We start from the raw sequence: 13,010 nt of genomic DNA, 5'->3' as shown, positions 1-13,010 counted from the left end.
GGCTGCGATTCATCCGGCTGTGATTCGGTGGAGGCGAGTATCATGGCGGGCACTGCTGCCGCGCTTCTACTCTCACCATCATTTTATTCAGACCGGATCGATTTGCCTGACATGACTTCCCGCAAGACTCCAATATTGATCACCGTCGTCGCGCTGTGCGCGGTGGCGGTTTTTTTTGCGACTTATTTTATCGCTGCAGGCAAGGCGCGCAATGACTTGCGTGCCGCCGGTCAGCGTCAGTTGCAGATCGTCGCACTGGACTTGCAGTCGATACTCGACAAGTTCGAGACCATGCCTTTTGCGCTCGGCGCTCTGGCTGACGTGGATCAGGTGCTGCACCATCCCGACGACGCCGAAGCCGTCGCGCGCCTTAACCAAACCTTGCAATCGATCCAGCGCCAGTCGCGTGTGCTGGCGATTTACATGATGGACGACAAGGGCATGACCCTGGCGGCCAGCAACTGGAACGAAGACACCAGCTTTGTCGGCCGTGATTTCGGCTTCCGGCCTTACTTCAGCGAAGCGCTGGCCGGCCGCATCGGCCGCTTCTACGGCATCGGCAATGTTTCGAGTGAGCCGGGCTATTTCATGGCGCAGCCGATTTATCCGGCGGGTGTACCGCGCGGTCAGGGCGCGCCGATCGGTGTCATGACCGTCAAAGTTGATTTGTCTGAATTCGAACACACCTGGCGCAGCAGCGATGATCCGATCACGCTGGTGGATAGCAGTGGCGTGGTGTTCCTGAGTAATCGCCCTCTGTGGAAATATCACAGCCTGCGCCCGCTCGACAGCCGCAGGCAGCAAGAACTGGCCGGCACGCATCAGTACGCCGACCAGCCGATCGCATCGGTCGGCTCCATGCGCAGGGAACAGCGGCGCGGTTTTGGCGAGCACATCATGCAGGCCATCCCCAAGCAAGGATGGCAGTTGATGCTGTTTCCCTCGCAGGCACGCATCGCTCGCGTGGCCATGCTGTGGGCAATGTGGGTGGCGCTGGTGATGGCGATTGCAGCGATTTCCTTATGGGCGCTTTATCAGCGCAGGCGGCGTTTGCAAGAACGGCTGGAGTCGCGCGATGCCTTGCGTCGCGCCGCACAAGAACTGGATGCCACCATCGCCGTGCGCACTCAGGAGCTGCGTGTCGCCAATCAGGCGCTCGGAGGCCGTTACGCCAAGCTGCAGCAGACCGAAAGCTTGTTGCGCTCGACACAGAACGAACTGGTACAGGCCGGCAAACTTGCCATGCTGGGGCAGATGGCAGCGGGCATGACGCATGAGCTGAACCAGCCGCTGGCGGCTATTCGCGCCTTTGCCGATAACGCCGTGCAGTTCATGCGGCGCGGTCAGTTGCCGCAGGTTGAAGAAAACCTCGAACACATCAGCAGCGCCAGCGCCCACATGGGCAAGATCATCGGTCAGCTCAAAGGTTTTGCGCGCAAGAGCGGCGATGCCATCGCGGTAGTGGATCTGCCGCAGACGGTGGAAGCTGCGGTACTGTTGCTACGCAATGAATTTCAGCAACAGGCGATCGCCATTGAAATTGACGTGCGTCATCCGGTACAAGTCATGGGGGATGCCGTACGCACCGAGCAGGTGCTGATCAATCTGCTGCGCAATGCCATTGATGCCGTCGATTCGGTAGAGTTGGTGGCGAACAAGCGTGTGACGGTGATTCTTGATCGCGAAGGTATAGGTGCAGATGCAGAAGTCGTGATCCGTATCCGCGATACCGGACCGGGTATCCCCGACGAGGTCGTGCCGCATCTGTTCGAACCTTTCTTCACCACCAAGTCGACCGGCAAGGGGCTGGGCCTCGGACTGGCGATTTCATCATCCATCGTGCAGGCGATGAACGGGCAGTTGTCGGCGCATAATCTTCCGGAAGGCGGGGCCGAATTTATCGTGCGCTTGCCTGACATCTCAGAGCAAGAACGAACGAGCTAAAAATAAGCGAAACATAAGCGAAACATAAGCGAGAACGGACAATGAACAAGCAATCACCGGCGCCGGCTGCGCTGGCAATACTGATCGAGGACGAGCAAAGCGTGCGCAAGGCCACGGCACAGACGCTGGAGCTGGGTGGTTTCTCCGTACAGGCTTGCGCTGACGCCGAGCAAGCCTTGCCGCTGTTGCATGCGGGATTTGCCGGCATCGTCGTCACCGATGTGCGGCTGCCGGGCCGTTCCGGTTTGGAGGTGCTGGCCCACGTGGTCGCAGCGGATGCCGATCTGCCGGTGATCGTGGTGACCGGCCACGGCGACGTCGGCATGGCGGTGGAGGCGATGCGCGCCGGTGCCTACGATTTCATTGAGAAGCCCTTTGCGGCGGAACGTCTGGTCGAGACCGCAAAACGCGCGCAGGAAAAGCGCAATCTGGTTCTCGAAAACCGCCGTCTCAAAGAAGCCTGGCAAGCCGATCCCGATACACCGCCACTGGTAGGGCAATCCGCCGCCATTGAGCGCGTGCGTACGCTGATCCGCAGCGTCGGCCCGACCGCCGTGGATATCCTCATCAACGGTCAGACCGGCACCGGCAAGGAGGTCGTAGCGCGTCAGCTGCATGCCGCCAGTGAGCGCAAGGGACCGTTCGTCGCGATCAATTGCGGCGCACTGCCGGAGAGTGTGTTCGAAAGCGAAATCTTCGGTCACGAGGCCGGTGCTTTTACCGGCGCGCAAAAACGCCGTATCGGCAAACTCGAATATGCCAACGGCGGCACGCTGTTTCTCGATGAGATCGAAAGCATGCCCATGGCCTTGCAGGTCAAGCTGCTGCGCGTGTTGCAGGAACGCCGGTTGGAACGTCTGGGCGGCAATGAATCGATCGTCATCGATTGCCGTGTGGTTGCCGCCAGTAAGGTGGACTTGCTGCAATTGAGCGGGCAGGGCGCGTTTCGCGAAGACCTGTATTACCGCATCGGCGTGGTCAGTATCGACCTGCCGCGCCTGCGCGAACGGCGTGAAGACATCCCGCTGCTGCTGGCGCACTTTATCCACGCTGCAGCGATCCGCTATGGTCGCGAAGCACCTGCATGGACGGCTGCGCAGATGGCGCAATGGCAGCAGCGCGACTGGCCCGGCAATGTGCGTGAGCTGCGTAATTTTGCCGATCGCTGGGTATTGGGGGTGGCAGATGGCATTGTTCTTGATACGTCAGTGAGCGGAGCAGCGTTGCCGCAGCAGCTCGACGTCTACGAACGCAGCCTGATCGAGGCAGCGTTGGCAACTGCCGAGGGTAATGTAGCGTTGGCTGCGGAGCACTTGGGCATTCCCAAAAAGACGCTTTATGACAAGATCAAGAAATACGATCTGGCGACCACACGCGGATCTGTTGTGTGAGTGGTGCAGTTAGCACGGGTGGCATAAGCCGCTGTTCGCGCTATATTTAACGTATGTCCTTTGTTTTTGACAGGGGCTGGGTTAGACTTTTGGCCTAGGGAAACATCGGGTGCGATTTCAAGCTGCGTCATCACCGCCAAGCAGCATCGGATCCGTCAATTTGGGGAATGTCATGAAGCGCTTTATCGCCTTGTCGCTGGCCGCCTGCATCGCTTTTATCCTGTGCGCCTGCGAACGAACAGAATTCGAAAAAAAATCCGAGCGTGACGCTGATGCGCGCCGCGCCGTCAATACCAAACCAAAACCACAGTACTGATTTGCGCTGAGTCTGCTTCTTGTGCGACTCAGCATTGACTCAATAACGCTGCGGCCAGGATTTCGGTGTCTTGAACGTGTGGCTGACCACGATGCGTGTGGCCACAATCAAGCCGCTCAGCCCCAGCACCAGTTGCGTCAGCGTGTCGCCAGGCAAGCCCCACACCGATGATCCCGGCGCAGCGATACCTGTTGCGGCCGTGATCACCGGCGCTACCCATTCAGCCTCTTCGGTGACATCAAGCAAAATGTCGCCTTCCGATGTCGTGTGCATATAGACTTCGCCGCCCAGTTCCAGGCAAAAGCAGATGCCGTAGCCCTTGGTGTTGTCCTTCTTGACCGCCTGTTGCAAATCCCGGTTGTAGTTGTCTATCCACGCTTCCACGTCATAGGTGGTTGTGAGGACAATCCACGGGCGGGTAGGCTGGACGTCACCGAGGCCTTGCTCCGGATCTTGCTCGGGATTTTGTGGAGAATCTTGCTCTGGATCGTGCATGTGATTAGTTCTTGGTTGTTATTGCTTGCGTATGCCTACTTGCAACACTGGCTCCCCTTCGGAGACCTGCATTATCGGCTCTTTTGCATGCGGCGGCACCGTGATGACGCGTCTTGCGGATGAAGTTTGCGTTTGTTGCCATTCATGCAATGAGTGGCGTCGCTCTGCCGGATTTGAAATCCACAGGTAAGATGCTGGCGGAATCCGACATCATGATCCGTCACGCTCCGTCATTCACCTCCAGAAGAAAGCGACCATGAAGCACACTGCCGTCAGCCGTCACGCCACTGTTTTCCTGCGACTCATTCTGTGCTTGCTGTTGTTTGTCGCCGCCTCGGCATGGCGATCACCAGCGTACGCCCAGCAAAAGATCGCTTTCCCCTCGGCGGAATACGCCAACAAATTCGAGATGGCCAGGAAGCCTGGCAAGCCCATTGAAATCTTTGGTTATCTCTCTCTACCCACGATCCCTGTCAGCGGCAAAATTCCGGTCGTGATCATCGCCCACGGCAGCGCCGGGATTGAAGCTAAGGACACCGCATTCTGGGCACCGTATTTCAACAAGCTGGGCTTTGCCAGCTTCGTTGTGGATTCATTTACACCGCGTGGCGTAAAGAGTACGGTTGATGACCAGGCGCTGGTCAGCAATGCGGCAGACACCGCAGATGCATTTTTCGCGTTGAAATTTATCGCGGCGGATCCGCGTTTTGACGCCAACAGAGTCGGCATCATCGGTTTCAGTCGCGGCGGTCTGGCTGCCAATGAAACGTCGACCAAGACTTTCCGCGACAATGTTTTACGTGCGGACAAGAACCTGCAATTTGCTTTCCATATTCCTGTCTACGCAGGATGTCAGAATTCGCGTTATCGCAAGAACGGCAGCTTTGATCGCACCGGCGCGCCGATGCTGTTTTTGATGGGCAGCAAGGATGACTATACGCCAGCCCGGTTCTGTCTCGATCAGATCAAAGGCATGCAGCAAGAGTATCCGGACGTGATCGACTATCGCGTCTATGAAGGCGCCAACCACAGTTTCGACAACAATCAGGGCGCGCATTATCTCCCGACAGGTACCTCAACACGCGACTGCCCGATGGTGGAAACCGACATCCCGTCCTGGGCCAGATCTGTCGTCCCGACCGGCCAACGCCTCTCGCTCGCGGAAGAAAATCAGATGTACAAAGATTGCGTGAAGCGAGGCGTGACGGTCGGGTCCTACGACAGCAAATACCGCAACATGGCGGCAAAAGATATCGAGGATTTTCTGCGCAAGATCAAGATGATCGATTGATTATGAAAGATCATCAACAATCGTCAATGGAAGGCCGCTTCGCGTTGTAACGCGGCCTGCACCGAAGGGCGCAGGCGAATGCGCTCCAGATAGGCAGCGATAGCCGGCCAGCCATTGAGATCGATCGCAAAGAAACGAGTCCATTGCAGCACCGTGAAAAGATAAGCATCCGCTACGGTGAAGGCATCGCCGAGCAGATAGTCGCGTCGCTGCAGCGTGTTCTCGATCTGGTCAAAGCGTTTGTTCAGTTTGGTTTTGAACAGTAGTTTCACTTCCTCCGGAATCTCCGCATTGAAGAGCGGACTCAGGCCGGCGTGTATCTCGCTGGTGATGAAGTTCAGCATCTCCTGCAAGCGCACGCGTTCCCATGAGCCATTGATCGGCGCCAGACCCGCTTCGGGTTTCAAGTCTGCGAGGTATTGCAGGATGGCGACGCCTTCGGTCAGTACTTCACCATTGGCTAGCTGCAGCGCTGCGACGTATCCCTTGGGATTGATCGTCAAGAAATCCTTGCCGTCCGAGGTCTGCTTGGTCTGGTTATTGACCTTGACCAGATCGAAAGGCAGGCCGAGTTCATGCAAGACAATGTGCGGTGAAAAAGAGCAGGTCTCAGGTGCAAAATAAAGTTTCAGGGCGGGCTTCATACGATCTCCGTGGTGACAAGGAGAGGTATTATCTCGATGGTGGTTACCGTTGTATAGAAGGCAGTTTTTTGTGGTGTAGGTACAAAAACTATACCGCTATATTTTTGATCGCCGCTGTTTGATCACCGCTATATAAGCGCGTTAGGGAAAGTGCATGAAAGAGAACGTATCCGGCTGTCCGGTTGAAGAAGCGATGAGTCTTGTCGGCGGTCGCTGGCGCATGTTGATTGCACACTTCCTGCTCGACGGTCCGAAGCGATTCAATCAATTGCGCAGGGATATTCCCAATATCTCGCAGCGCATGCTCACGCTGGAGTTGCGGGCCTTGGAGGAAACCGGAATGGTCTTGCGCACCGTCTACCCGGAGGTGCCGGTGCGCGTGGAATATGCACTGACTGGCGATGGAGAACGACTCAAGCCCTTGCTCGAGATGCTGCATACCTTCGGTCGCTGGCTCAAGGCCCGGCCGCCGCGAGAAGAGAGCGAGCAGGGCGCAGAAAGCGACGACGCGGCGCGCAAGGGCATGACCACGATACGGATACAGAAAATGACTAAAGGTACAGCCAAAAACATGGCGAAAAAAACCGCAAAGTAAGCGGTCTTTTCAGCATTACCAGCGAGGCGTCAAGCCCGACGCTGCAGCTTGTACACCACCGTATCCAGCCGGCTTACGCCGCGTTCCAGGAACTTCGGTTCCTTGTCCAGAATATCGCGCCGGTCGATGATGGCCGCCTCGGAGTGCGCAGAATAGATCGATTGCACTTCCTCATCCTGCACCGAAAAAGGCGGGCCATCCATCTGCTCTTGCGGATAATCGAGCGTAATCAGGACACCGCGATAATCATTCGCCAACTGGCCATAGACGTGCTGCGCATACTGAGCACGCATGGCCGTCGGCAAGGCCACCAGCGCAGCGCGGTCGTACACGCCGGAACAGGTCGACAAGATCGCCGCATCGAGTTTGAAGATATCGCCGCAGATGATTTCAATGTTACCGGCGACGTAGTGACTGCCGTATACAGAGTTTTGGATGGCCGGCTGCAGATTGTTCTCACTGAAAAACTGTTCCACCGCCAGTTGCGACAACTCGGCTCCCAACACGCGATGTCCTTGTTCCGCCAGCCACAGCATATCCAGCGACTTGCCCGCCAGCGGCACCAGGACACGGCTGTCTTTCGGCAGGCCAAGCGTGGGCCAGTATTTCTGCAATAGTGGCGTCACGCGATGTTGATGAAAATGCGTGCGCCCATCGCGCCAGCGCTCCAGCCAGAATTCTGCTTCCATGGTGTTGTCCCGTTGAATTGTTGAGTGCAAAGGTGATGCGTATTGTACCGCCGGTGATGCGCAAGCCATGATGCAGAGAAGCAAGAGGGCGTGCTCTTTCATGTTAGGATTCTGCGATCTCATGGAGGAAAAAATGGAAACACCAGAAACGCCGGCAACACCAGAAACTCCCGCAGCACCAGACGCATGGGCGGAACAAGCCAGTGAGCTGATGGGAAAGATCGAAATCTTGCTTGAGGTGCAGCTTGGCGAATATGAGTTGCTCAATTCGAAGCTGGAAGAATGGAAAAAGAATCCAGGCCAGGAGTGGTTGACCATGGCCGACTACGAACCGTGGCAAAACGCGCTCAAGGCGCTTGAAGAAGCGCAGCGCGAGTTTGATGCGCATATCGCGACGCGCGCGGCATAACTGCATGATGTGCAAGCATGGCCGCCGATGTTCTATTTATGCGCGGTCATGCTGCAGTTCAAAAAATACTGATCAAAATTTGCGCTGAGAAAACGCGCACATCTCTGATGCGTGCGTGAGAGGATTTCGAGCTGGAATCCCAGTCACTTTCCTCGTCGTCATTTCTTCGTACAAAAAGAAAAGGACCTGAATCTTTCGATTCAAGTCCTTTGTATTCTTTGGTGGGGCGTGAGTGACTCGAACACTCGACCTACGGATTAAGAGTCCATCGCCAATTTAAACATAATCAAATACTTACGTTGTTATTTTGTTCCGCAATTTAGTAAACTTAGCCTTCTTGAAAGTCAGTATGGTGGCGGGTTGCAATATTTTTGCGGAACGAGAATCCGCTCATTTCGTAGGAGTCACCAGCTTCCCTTTTCGGTGTCTGACGTAGTGTGACGTCATCGTCGCCGTCGTATGCCCAAGCTGATCCTGAGCAGCCCCCATGCCTTCCGACTCTTCCTTGTCCGTTCCTGCCTTTGCGCGCAGGTCACGGAACTGATATGCCTTGATCTGAGCTGCGAGTTTAGGGTGGCTGTTTGCCGCTGCAGTGCGCGCCCGTCCAAATGCCCCGCGCAGCATATAGGCCGTCATCGGCTGGCCGGCAGAGGTGCATATCAGCGTCGTTCCTACAACCTTCCGCTCGCTGATCCGCTTGATCACCGCGGCGAGTTGCCCCTCGATCGCTACACGAAGAAGTTTTCCGGTTTTGTTCTGGCGCACAACGAGGGCGCCATCCTTGATATCGGCATGCGACAACTTGAGGACGTCAGCAGGGCGCTGGCCGGTCAAGTAGGCGAGGTCAATCGCATCGCGCAGCGTGTCGCCGGCGGCGTCCCATACGGCGCGATAGACGGCATCCTCGACGTATATGTCGCGCCCAGTCTCAGCATTGCCCTTGATGCCGGCGCAGGGATTGGCCTTGTTGGTCAGTCCCTTGCCGCGCGCATAGTTCCAGATATGGCTGAACAGCGCCTTTTCGCGGTTGGCTCGTACCTTGGCTTCGCGCCAGTCAAGATATTGCCGGATGTGCTTCGGCTCAATGTCGTCAAGAATTGCGGCGCCGTCATCGAAAAATTTGTATAGCCAGTCCAATTCCTTGAGGTTGTCGATCTGCGTGCGACGTGCCTTGGTCGGGATTACGTCCTTGACGTAGCGGCCTGCGACGTAACGAAACGTGATTGAGTTCGTCGTTGCCGCCTTGGACACCGTCAGTTCAGCCCACTTCATGACAGCCAGGTGGTAATCGCTGCCCAGCGGGATCTCGCGGCGCGGCTTCTCGCCAGTATCCAGAAAGTAATAAGTCTTGGTCGCCCGGTGGCGCGCGCGCATCCCTGCCGGCAGACTCATGTTTCGCGTCGGCTTGCGGCCCATCTCAACCAGCCTTCAATACGCGCGGCGTCCACGCTGGCCGCGCTGCAGCTTCTTCTTTGCGCCCCTCGATGGCCGCACGCGTGACGATAGCATGCCCGGTCGCATTGATCCGGAACGGCACGCCCATCTGACGCAACGCCTCGATCTGGCGCCCCTTCATCTTGCGACCGGTCAGGATCGCTACTTCTTCTTCGGTCAGAAACACTTCACTCTCCCTCAGCGCCTGGCACCGACACGTTGATTGCAAATACATGCTGCGGCATATTGCCGAAGAACTCATGTGTGATGGTGCGCATGACGTAGCCGCGCCATGGCCGGATAACGCGGCGTGATGTATCGCCGGCCTTCGGATAGCCCAGCGTCACGATTACGCGGTCAAACGTCTTACCAACCAGCCGCTTGCGCCAGTATTCATTGTCTAGCCGAAACTCTTCCGGCTTCGATCCTTCGCGGATCTGGTGAAAGTAAATCGCCTTCACCGGCAGTATCAAGTCAGCCATTACGATTCCTCAGTGCCTGGTGCTGGTGGCGTTATCTCGGATTGATACTTCTCGAATGCCATGATTCTCGTGAAAACCATAATGCAATTCTGCGGACTTGCGAGCGCATATTGCTTCGAAATAATGTTCAAAGCTACCGAGATGCTTTGATTTTCCGTCGGCCTTAATACATGCTCGCCACTTGCTACCGCTCTCGTGCCAATGTACGCCTGTAATCCCGCTGATATTATTTTTACTCTTTGAACGATTTCGGTTATTTTCTTGATTCGACGCCTCGCGCAGGTTTTCGACACGATTGTCGTCTTTGCAGTGGTTGATGTGGTCAAGTTGATCTTCAGGCATCACACCATAGACGTAGAGCCAAACAAGGCGATGCTCTTGGTAGGATTTGCCGTCTATCAGAATACTGCGATAGCCAGTCTTTTTAAGGCCGCCGGCCATACTTCCAAAGGCCCCCATCCTTCCGCGAGCAACAATCCTAAAGAATCGCCCCAACTCTGGATCGTAATGAAGTAGAGATTTGAGATAATCCTGGGTAAGAATAGATTTCATTTTTGCTCTGGGTCCTTGACGGTTGCGCCGATGCCGTGGGCCTGCTCGATGGCACGAGCACCTCTTTCGAAATCAGTCTCTTGCATGACACTCATGCCGTCATAGTCCCAGCCGCTCAGTTTATATTTATGCGATTCCCAAATCGCTTCAATCTGCTCATCGCTCAGCGGCTCCCGCTTCACGCTGGCAATGGCGAGTTCGGCGTAGGCGCGCATTTGGTCGGCGGTGTATAAGCGCACTAAATTTTGTCTTCCCCATGGAAGAAGTTTCACATCACTGAATTTAAAATGTTCAGCATGAAAGGGATTCATTGGCGTAGCTTCTTCCCTCCAAAAAGTGAGGTAGGGCGTTTCTGGCAACTCCGGTAACTGGTGGCTCATGGGGATTCCTTCTTTGCGATAACATTCATGCTTGTTGAAATTCCTGCAAGAGCCGTCACGATGTCGTCTTTATCGGTCTTGTGCTGTCGTTGCAACAGTTCGGACAAGGCGTGTGCCGCCACTCGGTATTCCTCGCGCCAGTATTCTGCATTGCCTATGGCCTCATCACGCTCTTTTTTGTGGCCGTCTGCAATCCTATGGCCTAGCGTTCTGTGCGCATGTTCTGTTGTGATTTCGTCCGCATCGGACTGGCTAAATTCACCGTACATCACGCCCCCTTAGCCGCGATAGCTGCGTAAGCTCTTTCAAGCGGCGCGCGGGGGAACGACTCCCACGAATCAACTTTCTCAGCCACAGCGACCAATTCTTCCAAGGCTTTCAAAAGCTCGCTGTCCTTCGTATCTGTGAATGGCGGGGCGCTTTTGTTGTGCGACTCAACTACGGCCCGCGCTTCTTTCCCATACATAGTGGCAATGTAATTGCCCTCTGAATCATAAATATCGGCAAGGTCATACTTATACTTCGCAATCCACACCCTTACCGGCTCCGCACTTACAGGCGCTGGAGGGGCGTGTAGATAAAGAGGGATGCCGTCGCTGCTGCCATCACTGAATTCGTTTGTTTTGCTGTACTCAGGCCAGCCTTTGAACGGTGCTTTGTAATAAGTGAACGGCTCCGCGCTCCCCACGGCGGCGCGCTTGGCGGCAAGCCAACCGTCAAAGAAAGCACAATTAGCTTTCCCGTCGTTATATGCCCACTCACCCTCGGCATAGAAGCCGGTCAGATCGTAGGATTCTTTGATTCCTGGTTGCGCCTCAAAATCCCGGCGCTCACGTTTTATGTCTAAGGTCATGGCTTACTTTCTGAAAGGTGTGCTGAGAATGGTGAATGCTGCTGCTGCCTTTGCGTTAAGCGCACCTGTCACAACTGAATTTGCGTTAAGTGGAACTGCTGGAGTCTTCTCACCAGTCCCACCGCAGCGCACGCAATCACGGCTTCCATCCAGCGATGCGCCATGACCCGCGCAGGCAATGCAATGCGTCTCTGCTGCCGGCGGTGCTGAGAGAAGGGCGCGGGCAGATGCGATCAGACCTGCCATGTCGCAGTCAAGGTCGTCATGAGGGCAGACACCACATTCGTCGGCGCAGTCGCGGCACATTGGACGAGGCCGTGCATTCAGAATTTCCAAGCAGTCAATGACACGCGTCAATTTCATGATCTGCTCATCCGTTACTTGCGGCGATGCCAGGCGCGCTTGCTCGGTGTAATGCGCGACAGCCTTGGATTTGCTCATCTCCGGCGACAGCGCGGCAATTCGCTCAGCAGCCTCGCGGCACACTTCAACTTGACCGATTGGGCCTTGATGCCGGTTCAGCAGGTTGCACAGGTCTTGGTCTTTCATGTCATCCTCACTAAGTGTTTGTTTCCGGCGTTTTGTCGCGCTGACCAACTGAGGCGCAGATTTCAACGACTTGCTTGCATTCCTCGACGCTCATGTACCCGATGTGCGTCTTCTTCAAATCAATTCCCAATTTCTCGGAAAGCCATTTGTATCCGGCGCGCCTAGCTTTTGACTTGGTGCAGCCATCCCGCCGAATCTTTGCCTGCCACAGAGGATCAAAAGCGGCGTGAGCCTTTATCTTCCAGTCGCGCAGCTCGGCATTCGCAAGGCCGCCAAGGGCGTTCGTTGTTCCTTCGTGGCACCCGACCCAGGCGCCGCAGGGAACGCACGTCCAAGTTGGCCCATAGTCGCGCCAGTACGGATATCCTTGGTCGCCTTTGCGAAGCAGTTGAGCTGGCTGTTGGCAATAGCGGCATGTCTTCTGCTTTTTCATGCTTTCCTGCGCATGTCACGCTGGCTAAGCGCGTCTTCATGGCTAAATCCACGGCGCAACCGCTCGATCACTGTCGAAGGATTCAAGCCAAGTTCACGCGCCCACTCGGTTGCCGTCCTTGTGATGCCGTCGCGAGTAATCAGGATGCAGCTTGATCGGTTCGCGTTTTGCTGCGCCATCGTGGCCCACCGGCAATTACCGGGCTCATAGTTGCCCTCAGCATTTGGAAACCGATCCAGCGTGTGGCCGGCCGGGCATTCGCCCATGTCTTCCGCAAACGCCTCGTAGCTGGACCAGCGATCGCAGCACGAAACACCTGCGTAGTGCTCCGCATGATGTTGGTCGCGCTTGCCGCTGGTGCGCTGACGCATTGCCTTCCAGCGGCTATAAGTCAGCGTGCCATGACCGCCATGCTTAATATTCCCGATCTTGTTCATGAAATACTCCGCGACATGTTCTTGACGATATTAGTCACAACATCGAGCAGGTCATAAGCAACCTTGTAGATTGGAAGTTGGGTATGGATAGCCATTTGACTAAATCACTAAATTAC

At 55.8% G+C, this 13,010-nt stretch carries 19 protein-coding genes; 6 read left to right on the top strand and 13 right to left on the bottom strand.

Annotated features, from left to right (window positions below):
* Nucleotides 1-111: 111 nt before the first annotated feature.
* The 3 genes from PQR63_RS20825 to PQR63_RS20815 all read left to right on the top strand — a co-directional run bounded on the left by PQR63_RS20825 (nt 112) and on the right by PQR63_RS20815 (nt 3,651).
* Complete coding sequence (locus PQR63_RS20825; RefSeq protein ID WP_408169858.1) at nt 112-1,944, top strand: sensor histidine kinase; 1,833 nt, start codon at nt 112-114, stop codon at nt 1,942-1,944.
* Nucleotides 1,945-1,985: 41 nt separating this feature from the next.
* On the top strand, nt 1,986-3,335 hold the full coding sequence (locus PQR63_RS20820; RefSeq protein ID WP_408169857.1) for a sigma-54-dependent transcriptional regulator: 1,350 nt from the start codon (nt 1,986-1,988) through the stop codon (nt 3,333-3,335).
* Between the two features lie 172 nt (nt 3,336-3,507).
* Entirely contained in the window at nt 3,508-3,651 is a 144-nt protein-coding gene (locus tag PQR63_RS20815) for a hypothetical protein (RefSeq protein ID WP_198361802.1), read from the top strand.
* Nucleotides 3,652-3,690: 39 nt separating this feature from the next.
* Here PQR63_RS20815 and PQR63_RS20810 read toward each other — a convergent pair whose 3' ends face one another.
* Complete coding sequence (locus PQR63_RS20810; RefSeq protein ID WP_408169856.1) at nt 3,691-4,146, bottom strand: hypothetical protein; 456 nt, start codon at nt 4,144-4,146, stop codon at nt 3,691-3,693.
* Between the two features lie 256 nt (nt 4,147-4,402).
* On the opposite strand from PQR63_RS20810, the gene PQR63_RS20805 reads away from it, so the two are divergent.
* Nucleotides 4,403-5,437, top strand: coding sequence for a dienelactone hydrolase family protein (locus tag PQR63_RS20805; protein ID WP_408169855.1), 1,035 nt, complete (start codon nt 4,403-4,405; stop codon nt 5,435-5,437).
* Nucleotides 5,438-5,460: 23 nt separating this feature from the next.
* Here PQR63_RS20805 and gstA read toward each other — a convergent pair whose 3' ends face one another.
* A complete protein-coding gene (gstA, locus tag PQR63_RS20800) occupies nt 5,461-6,069 on the bottom strand; it encodes a glutathione transferase GstA (protein ID WP_408169939.1) in 609 nt (202 codons plus the stop codon).
* Between the two features lie 166 nt (nt 6,070-6,235).
* Here gstA and PQR63_RS20795 point away from each other — a divergent pair, with 166 nt between their 5' ends.
* Complete coding sequence (locus tag PQR63_RS20795; RefSeq protein ID WP_408169854.1) at nt 6,236-6,676, top strand: winged helix-turn-helix transcriptional regulator; 441 nt, start codon at nt 6,236-6,238, stop codon at nt 6,674-6,676.
* 29 nt (nt 6,677-6,705) lie between these two features.
* Here PQR63_RS20795 and PQR63_RS20790 read toward each other — a convergent pair whose 3' ends face one another.
* Complete coding sequence (locus PQR63_RS20790; RefSeq protein ID WP_408169853.1) at nt 6,706-7,365, bottom strand: thiopurine S-methyltransferase; 660 nt, start codon at nt 7,363-7,365, stop codon at nt 6,706-6,708.
* 133 nt (nt 7,366-7,498) lie between these two features.
* Between PQR63_RS20790 and PQR63_RS20785 the strand changes: the two genes are divergently transcribed.
* A complete protein-coding gene (locus PQR63_RS20785) occupies nt 7,499-7,774 on the top strand; it encodes a hypothetical protein (protein WP_408169852.1) in 276 nt (91 codons plus the stop codon).
* Between the two features lie 390 nt (nt 7,775-8,164).
* Here the strand turns inward: PQR63_RS20785 and PQR63_RS20780 are convergent, their stop codons facing one another.
* From PQR63_RS20780 to PQR63_RS20735, 10 genes are read right to left on the bottom strand one after another with little or no spacing between them, the layout of a single operon-like run.
* Nucleotides 8,165-9,166, bottom strand: coding sequence for a tyrosine-type recombinase/integrase (locus tag PQR63_RS20780; protein WP_408169851.1), 1,002 nt, complete (start codon nt 9,164-9,166; stop codon nt 8,165-8,167).
* Nucleotides 9,167-9,191: 25 nt separating this feature from the next.
* The gene (locus PQR63_RS20775) at nt 9,192-9,395 is read right to left on the bottom strand and encodes a DUF4224 domain-containing protein (RefSeq protein ID WP_408169850.1); all 204 of its coding nucleotides are present in this window, start codon (nt 9,393-9,395) and stop codon (nt 9,192-9,194) included.
* 1 nt (nt 9,396) lies between these two features.
* Nucleotides 9,397-9,690, bottom strand: coding sequence for an ASCH domain-containing protein (locus PQR63_RS20770; RefSeq protein ID WP_408169849.1), 294 nt, complete (start codon nt 9,688-9,690; stop codon nt 9,397-9,399).
* Between the two features lie 9 nt (nt 9,691-9,699).
* Complete coding sequence (locus tag PQR63_RS20765; RefSeq protein WP_408169848.1) at nt 9,700-10,242, bottom strand: HNH endonuclease signature motif containing protein; 543 nt, start codon at nt 10,240-10,242, stop codon at nt 9,700-9,702.
* Nucleotides 10,239-10,622: a hypothetical protein gene (locus tag PQR63_RS20760; protein WP_408169847.1), complete on the bottom strand. Its 384-nt coding sequence runs from the start codon at nt 10,620-10,622 to the stop codon at nt 10,239-10,241. The genes PQR63_RS20765 and PQR63_RS20760 overlap by 4 nt, the downstream gene beginning before the upstream one ends.
* Nucleotides 10,619-10,891, bottom strand: coding sequence for a hypothetical protein (locus PQR63_RS20755; RefSeq protein WP_408169846.1), 273 nt, complete (start codon nt 10,889-10,891; stop codon nt 10,619-10,621). Before PQR63_RS20755 ends, PQR63_RS20760 begins: the two co-directional genes overlap by 4 nt.
* The gene (locus PQR63_RS20750) at nt 10,891-11,475 is read right to left on the bottom strand and encodes a hypothetical protein (RefSeq protein ID WP_408169845.1); all 585 of its coding nucleotides are present in this window, start codon (nt 11,473-11,475) and stop codon (nt 10,891-10,893) included. Before PQR63_RS20750 ends, PQR63_RS20755 begins: the two co-directional genes overlap by 1 nt.
* A gap of 3 nt (nt 11,476-11,478) precedes the next feature.
* Complete coding sequence (locus PQR63_RS20745) at nt 11,479-12,024, bottom strand: hypothetical protein (RefSeq protein WP_408169844.1); 546 nt, start codon at nt 12,022-12,024, stop codon at nt 11,479-11,481.
* Between the two features lie 10 nt (nt 12,025-12,034).
* Nucleotides 12,035-12,457, bottom strand: coding sequence for a zinc-finger-containing protein (locus tag PQR63_RS20740; RefSeq protein WP_408169843.1), 423 nt, complete (start codon nt 12,455-12,457; stop codon nt 12,035-12,037).
* Nucleotides 12,454-12,894 (bottom strand): hypothetical protein, encoded by a 441-nt coding sequence (locus tag PQR63_RS20735; RefSeq protein WP_408169842.1) that lies wholly within the window; start codon nt 12,892-12,894, stop codon nt 12,454-12,456. Before PQR63_RS20735 ends, PQR63_RS20740 begins: the two co-directional genes overlap by 4 nt.
* Nucleotides 12,895-13,010: the final 116 nt, after the last annotated feature.

The sequence above is a fragment of the Herbaspirillum rhizosphaerae genome, from assembly GCF_046025915.1.
GTDB classification, from domain to species: Bacteria; Pseudomonadota; Gammaproteobacteria; order Burkholderiales; family Burkholderiaceae_D; genus Herbaspirillum; species Herbaspirillum rhizosphaerae_A.
The sequence above is the reverse complement of the archived record's forward strand: the minus strand, read 5'-3'. Positions and strand labels throughout refer to the sequence as shown.

What these genes read in the sequence shown, in the direction of transcription:
- PQR63_RS20825 (WP_408169858.1), top strand. Translation starts at nt 112, where the DNA reads ATGACTTCCCGCAAGACTCCAATATTGATCACCGTCGTCGCGCTGTGC.
- PQR63_RS20820 (WP_408169857.1), top strand. Translation starts at nt 1,986, where the DNA reads ATGAACAAGCAATCACCGGCGCCGGCTGCGCTGGCAATACTGATCGAG.
- PQR63_RS20815 (WP_198361802.1), top strand. Translation starts at nt 3,508, where the DNA reads ATGAAGCGCTTTATCGCCTTGTCGCTGGCCGCCTGCATCGCTTTTATC.
- PQR63_RS20810 (WP_408169856.1), bottom strand. Translation starts at nt 4,146, where the DNA reads ATGCACGATCCAGAGCAAGATTCTCCACAAAATCCCGAGCAAGATCCG.
- PQR63_RS20805 (WP_408169855.1), top strand. Translation starts at nt 4,403, where the DNA reads ATGAAGCACACTGCCGTCAGCCGTCACGCCACTGTTTTCCTGCGACTC.
- PQR63_RS20795 (WP_408169854.1), top strand. Translation starts at nt 6,236, where the DNA reads ATGAAAGAGAACGTATCCGGCTGTCCGGTTGAAGAAGCGATGAGTCTT.
- PQR63_RS20790 (WP_408169853.1), bottom strand. Translation starts at nt 7,365, where the DNA reads ATGGAAGCAGAATTCTGGCTGGAGCGCTGGCGCGATGGGCGCACGCAT.
- PQR63_RS20785 (WP_408169852.1), top strand. Translation starts at nt 7,499, where the DNA reads ATGGAAACACCAGAAACGCCGGCAACACCAGAAACTCCCGCAGCACCA.
- PQR63_RS20780 (WP_408169851.1), bottom strand. Translation starts at nt 9,166, where the DNA reads ATGAGTCTGCCGGCAGGGATGCGCGCGCGCCACCGGGCGACCAAGACT.
- PQR63_RS20770 (WP_408169849.1), bottom strand. Translation starts at nt 9,690, where the DNA reads ATGGCTGACTTGATACTGCCGGTGAAGGCGATTTACTTTCACCAGATC.
- PQR63_RS20765 (WP_408169848.1), bottom strand. Translation starts at nt 10,242, where the DNA reads ATGAAATCTATTCTTACCCAGGATTATCTCAAATCTCTACTTCATTAC.
- PQR63_RS20760 (WP_408169847.1), bottom strand. Translation starts at nt 10,622, where the DNA reads ATGAGCCACCAGTTACCGGAGTTGCCAGAAACGCCCTACCTCACTTTT.
- PQR63_RS20755 (WP_408169846.1), bottom strand. Translation starts at nt 10,891, where the DNA reads ATGTACGGTGAATTTAGCCAGTCCGATGCGGACGAAATCACAACAGAA.
- PQR63_RS20750 (WP_408169845.1), bottom strand. Translation starts at nt 11,475, where the DNA reads ATGACCTTAGACATAAAACGTGAGCGCCGGGATTTTGAGGCGCAACCA.
- PQR63_RS20745 (WP_408169844.1), bottom strand. Translation starts at nt 12,024, where the DNA reads ATGAAAGACCAAGACCTGTGCAACCTGCTGAACCGGCATCAAGGCCCA.
- PQR63_RS20740 (WP_408169843.1), bottom strand. Translation starts at nt 12,457, where the DNA reads ATGAAAAAGCAGAAGACATGCCGCTATTGCCAACAGCCAGCTCAACTG.
- PQR63_RS20735 (WP_408169842.1), bottom strand. Translation starts at nt 12,894, where the DNA reads ATGAACAAGATCGGGAATATTAAGCATGGCGGTCATGGCACGCTGACT.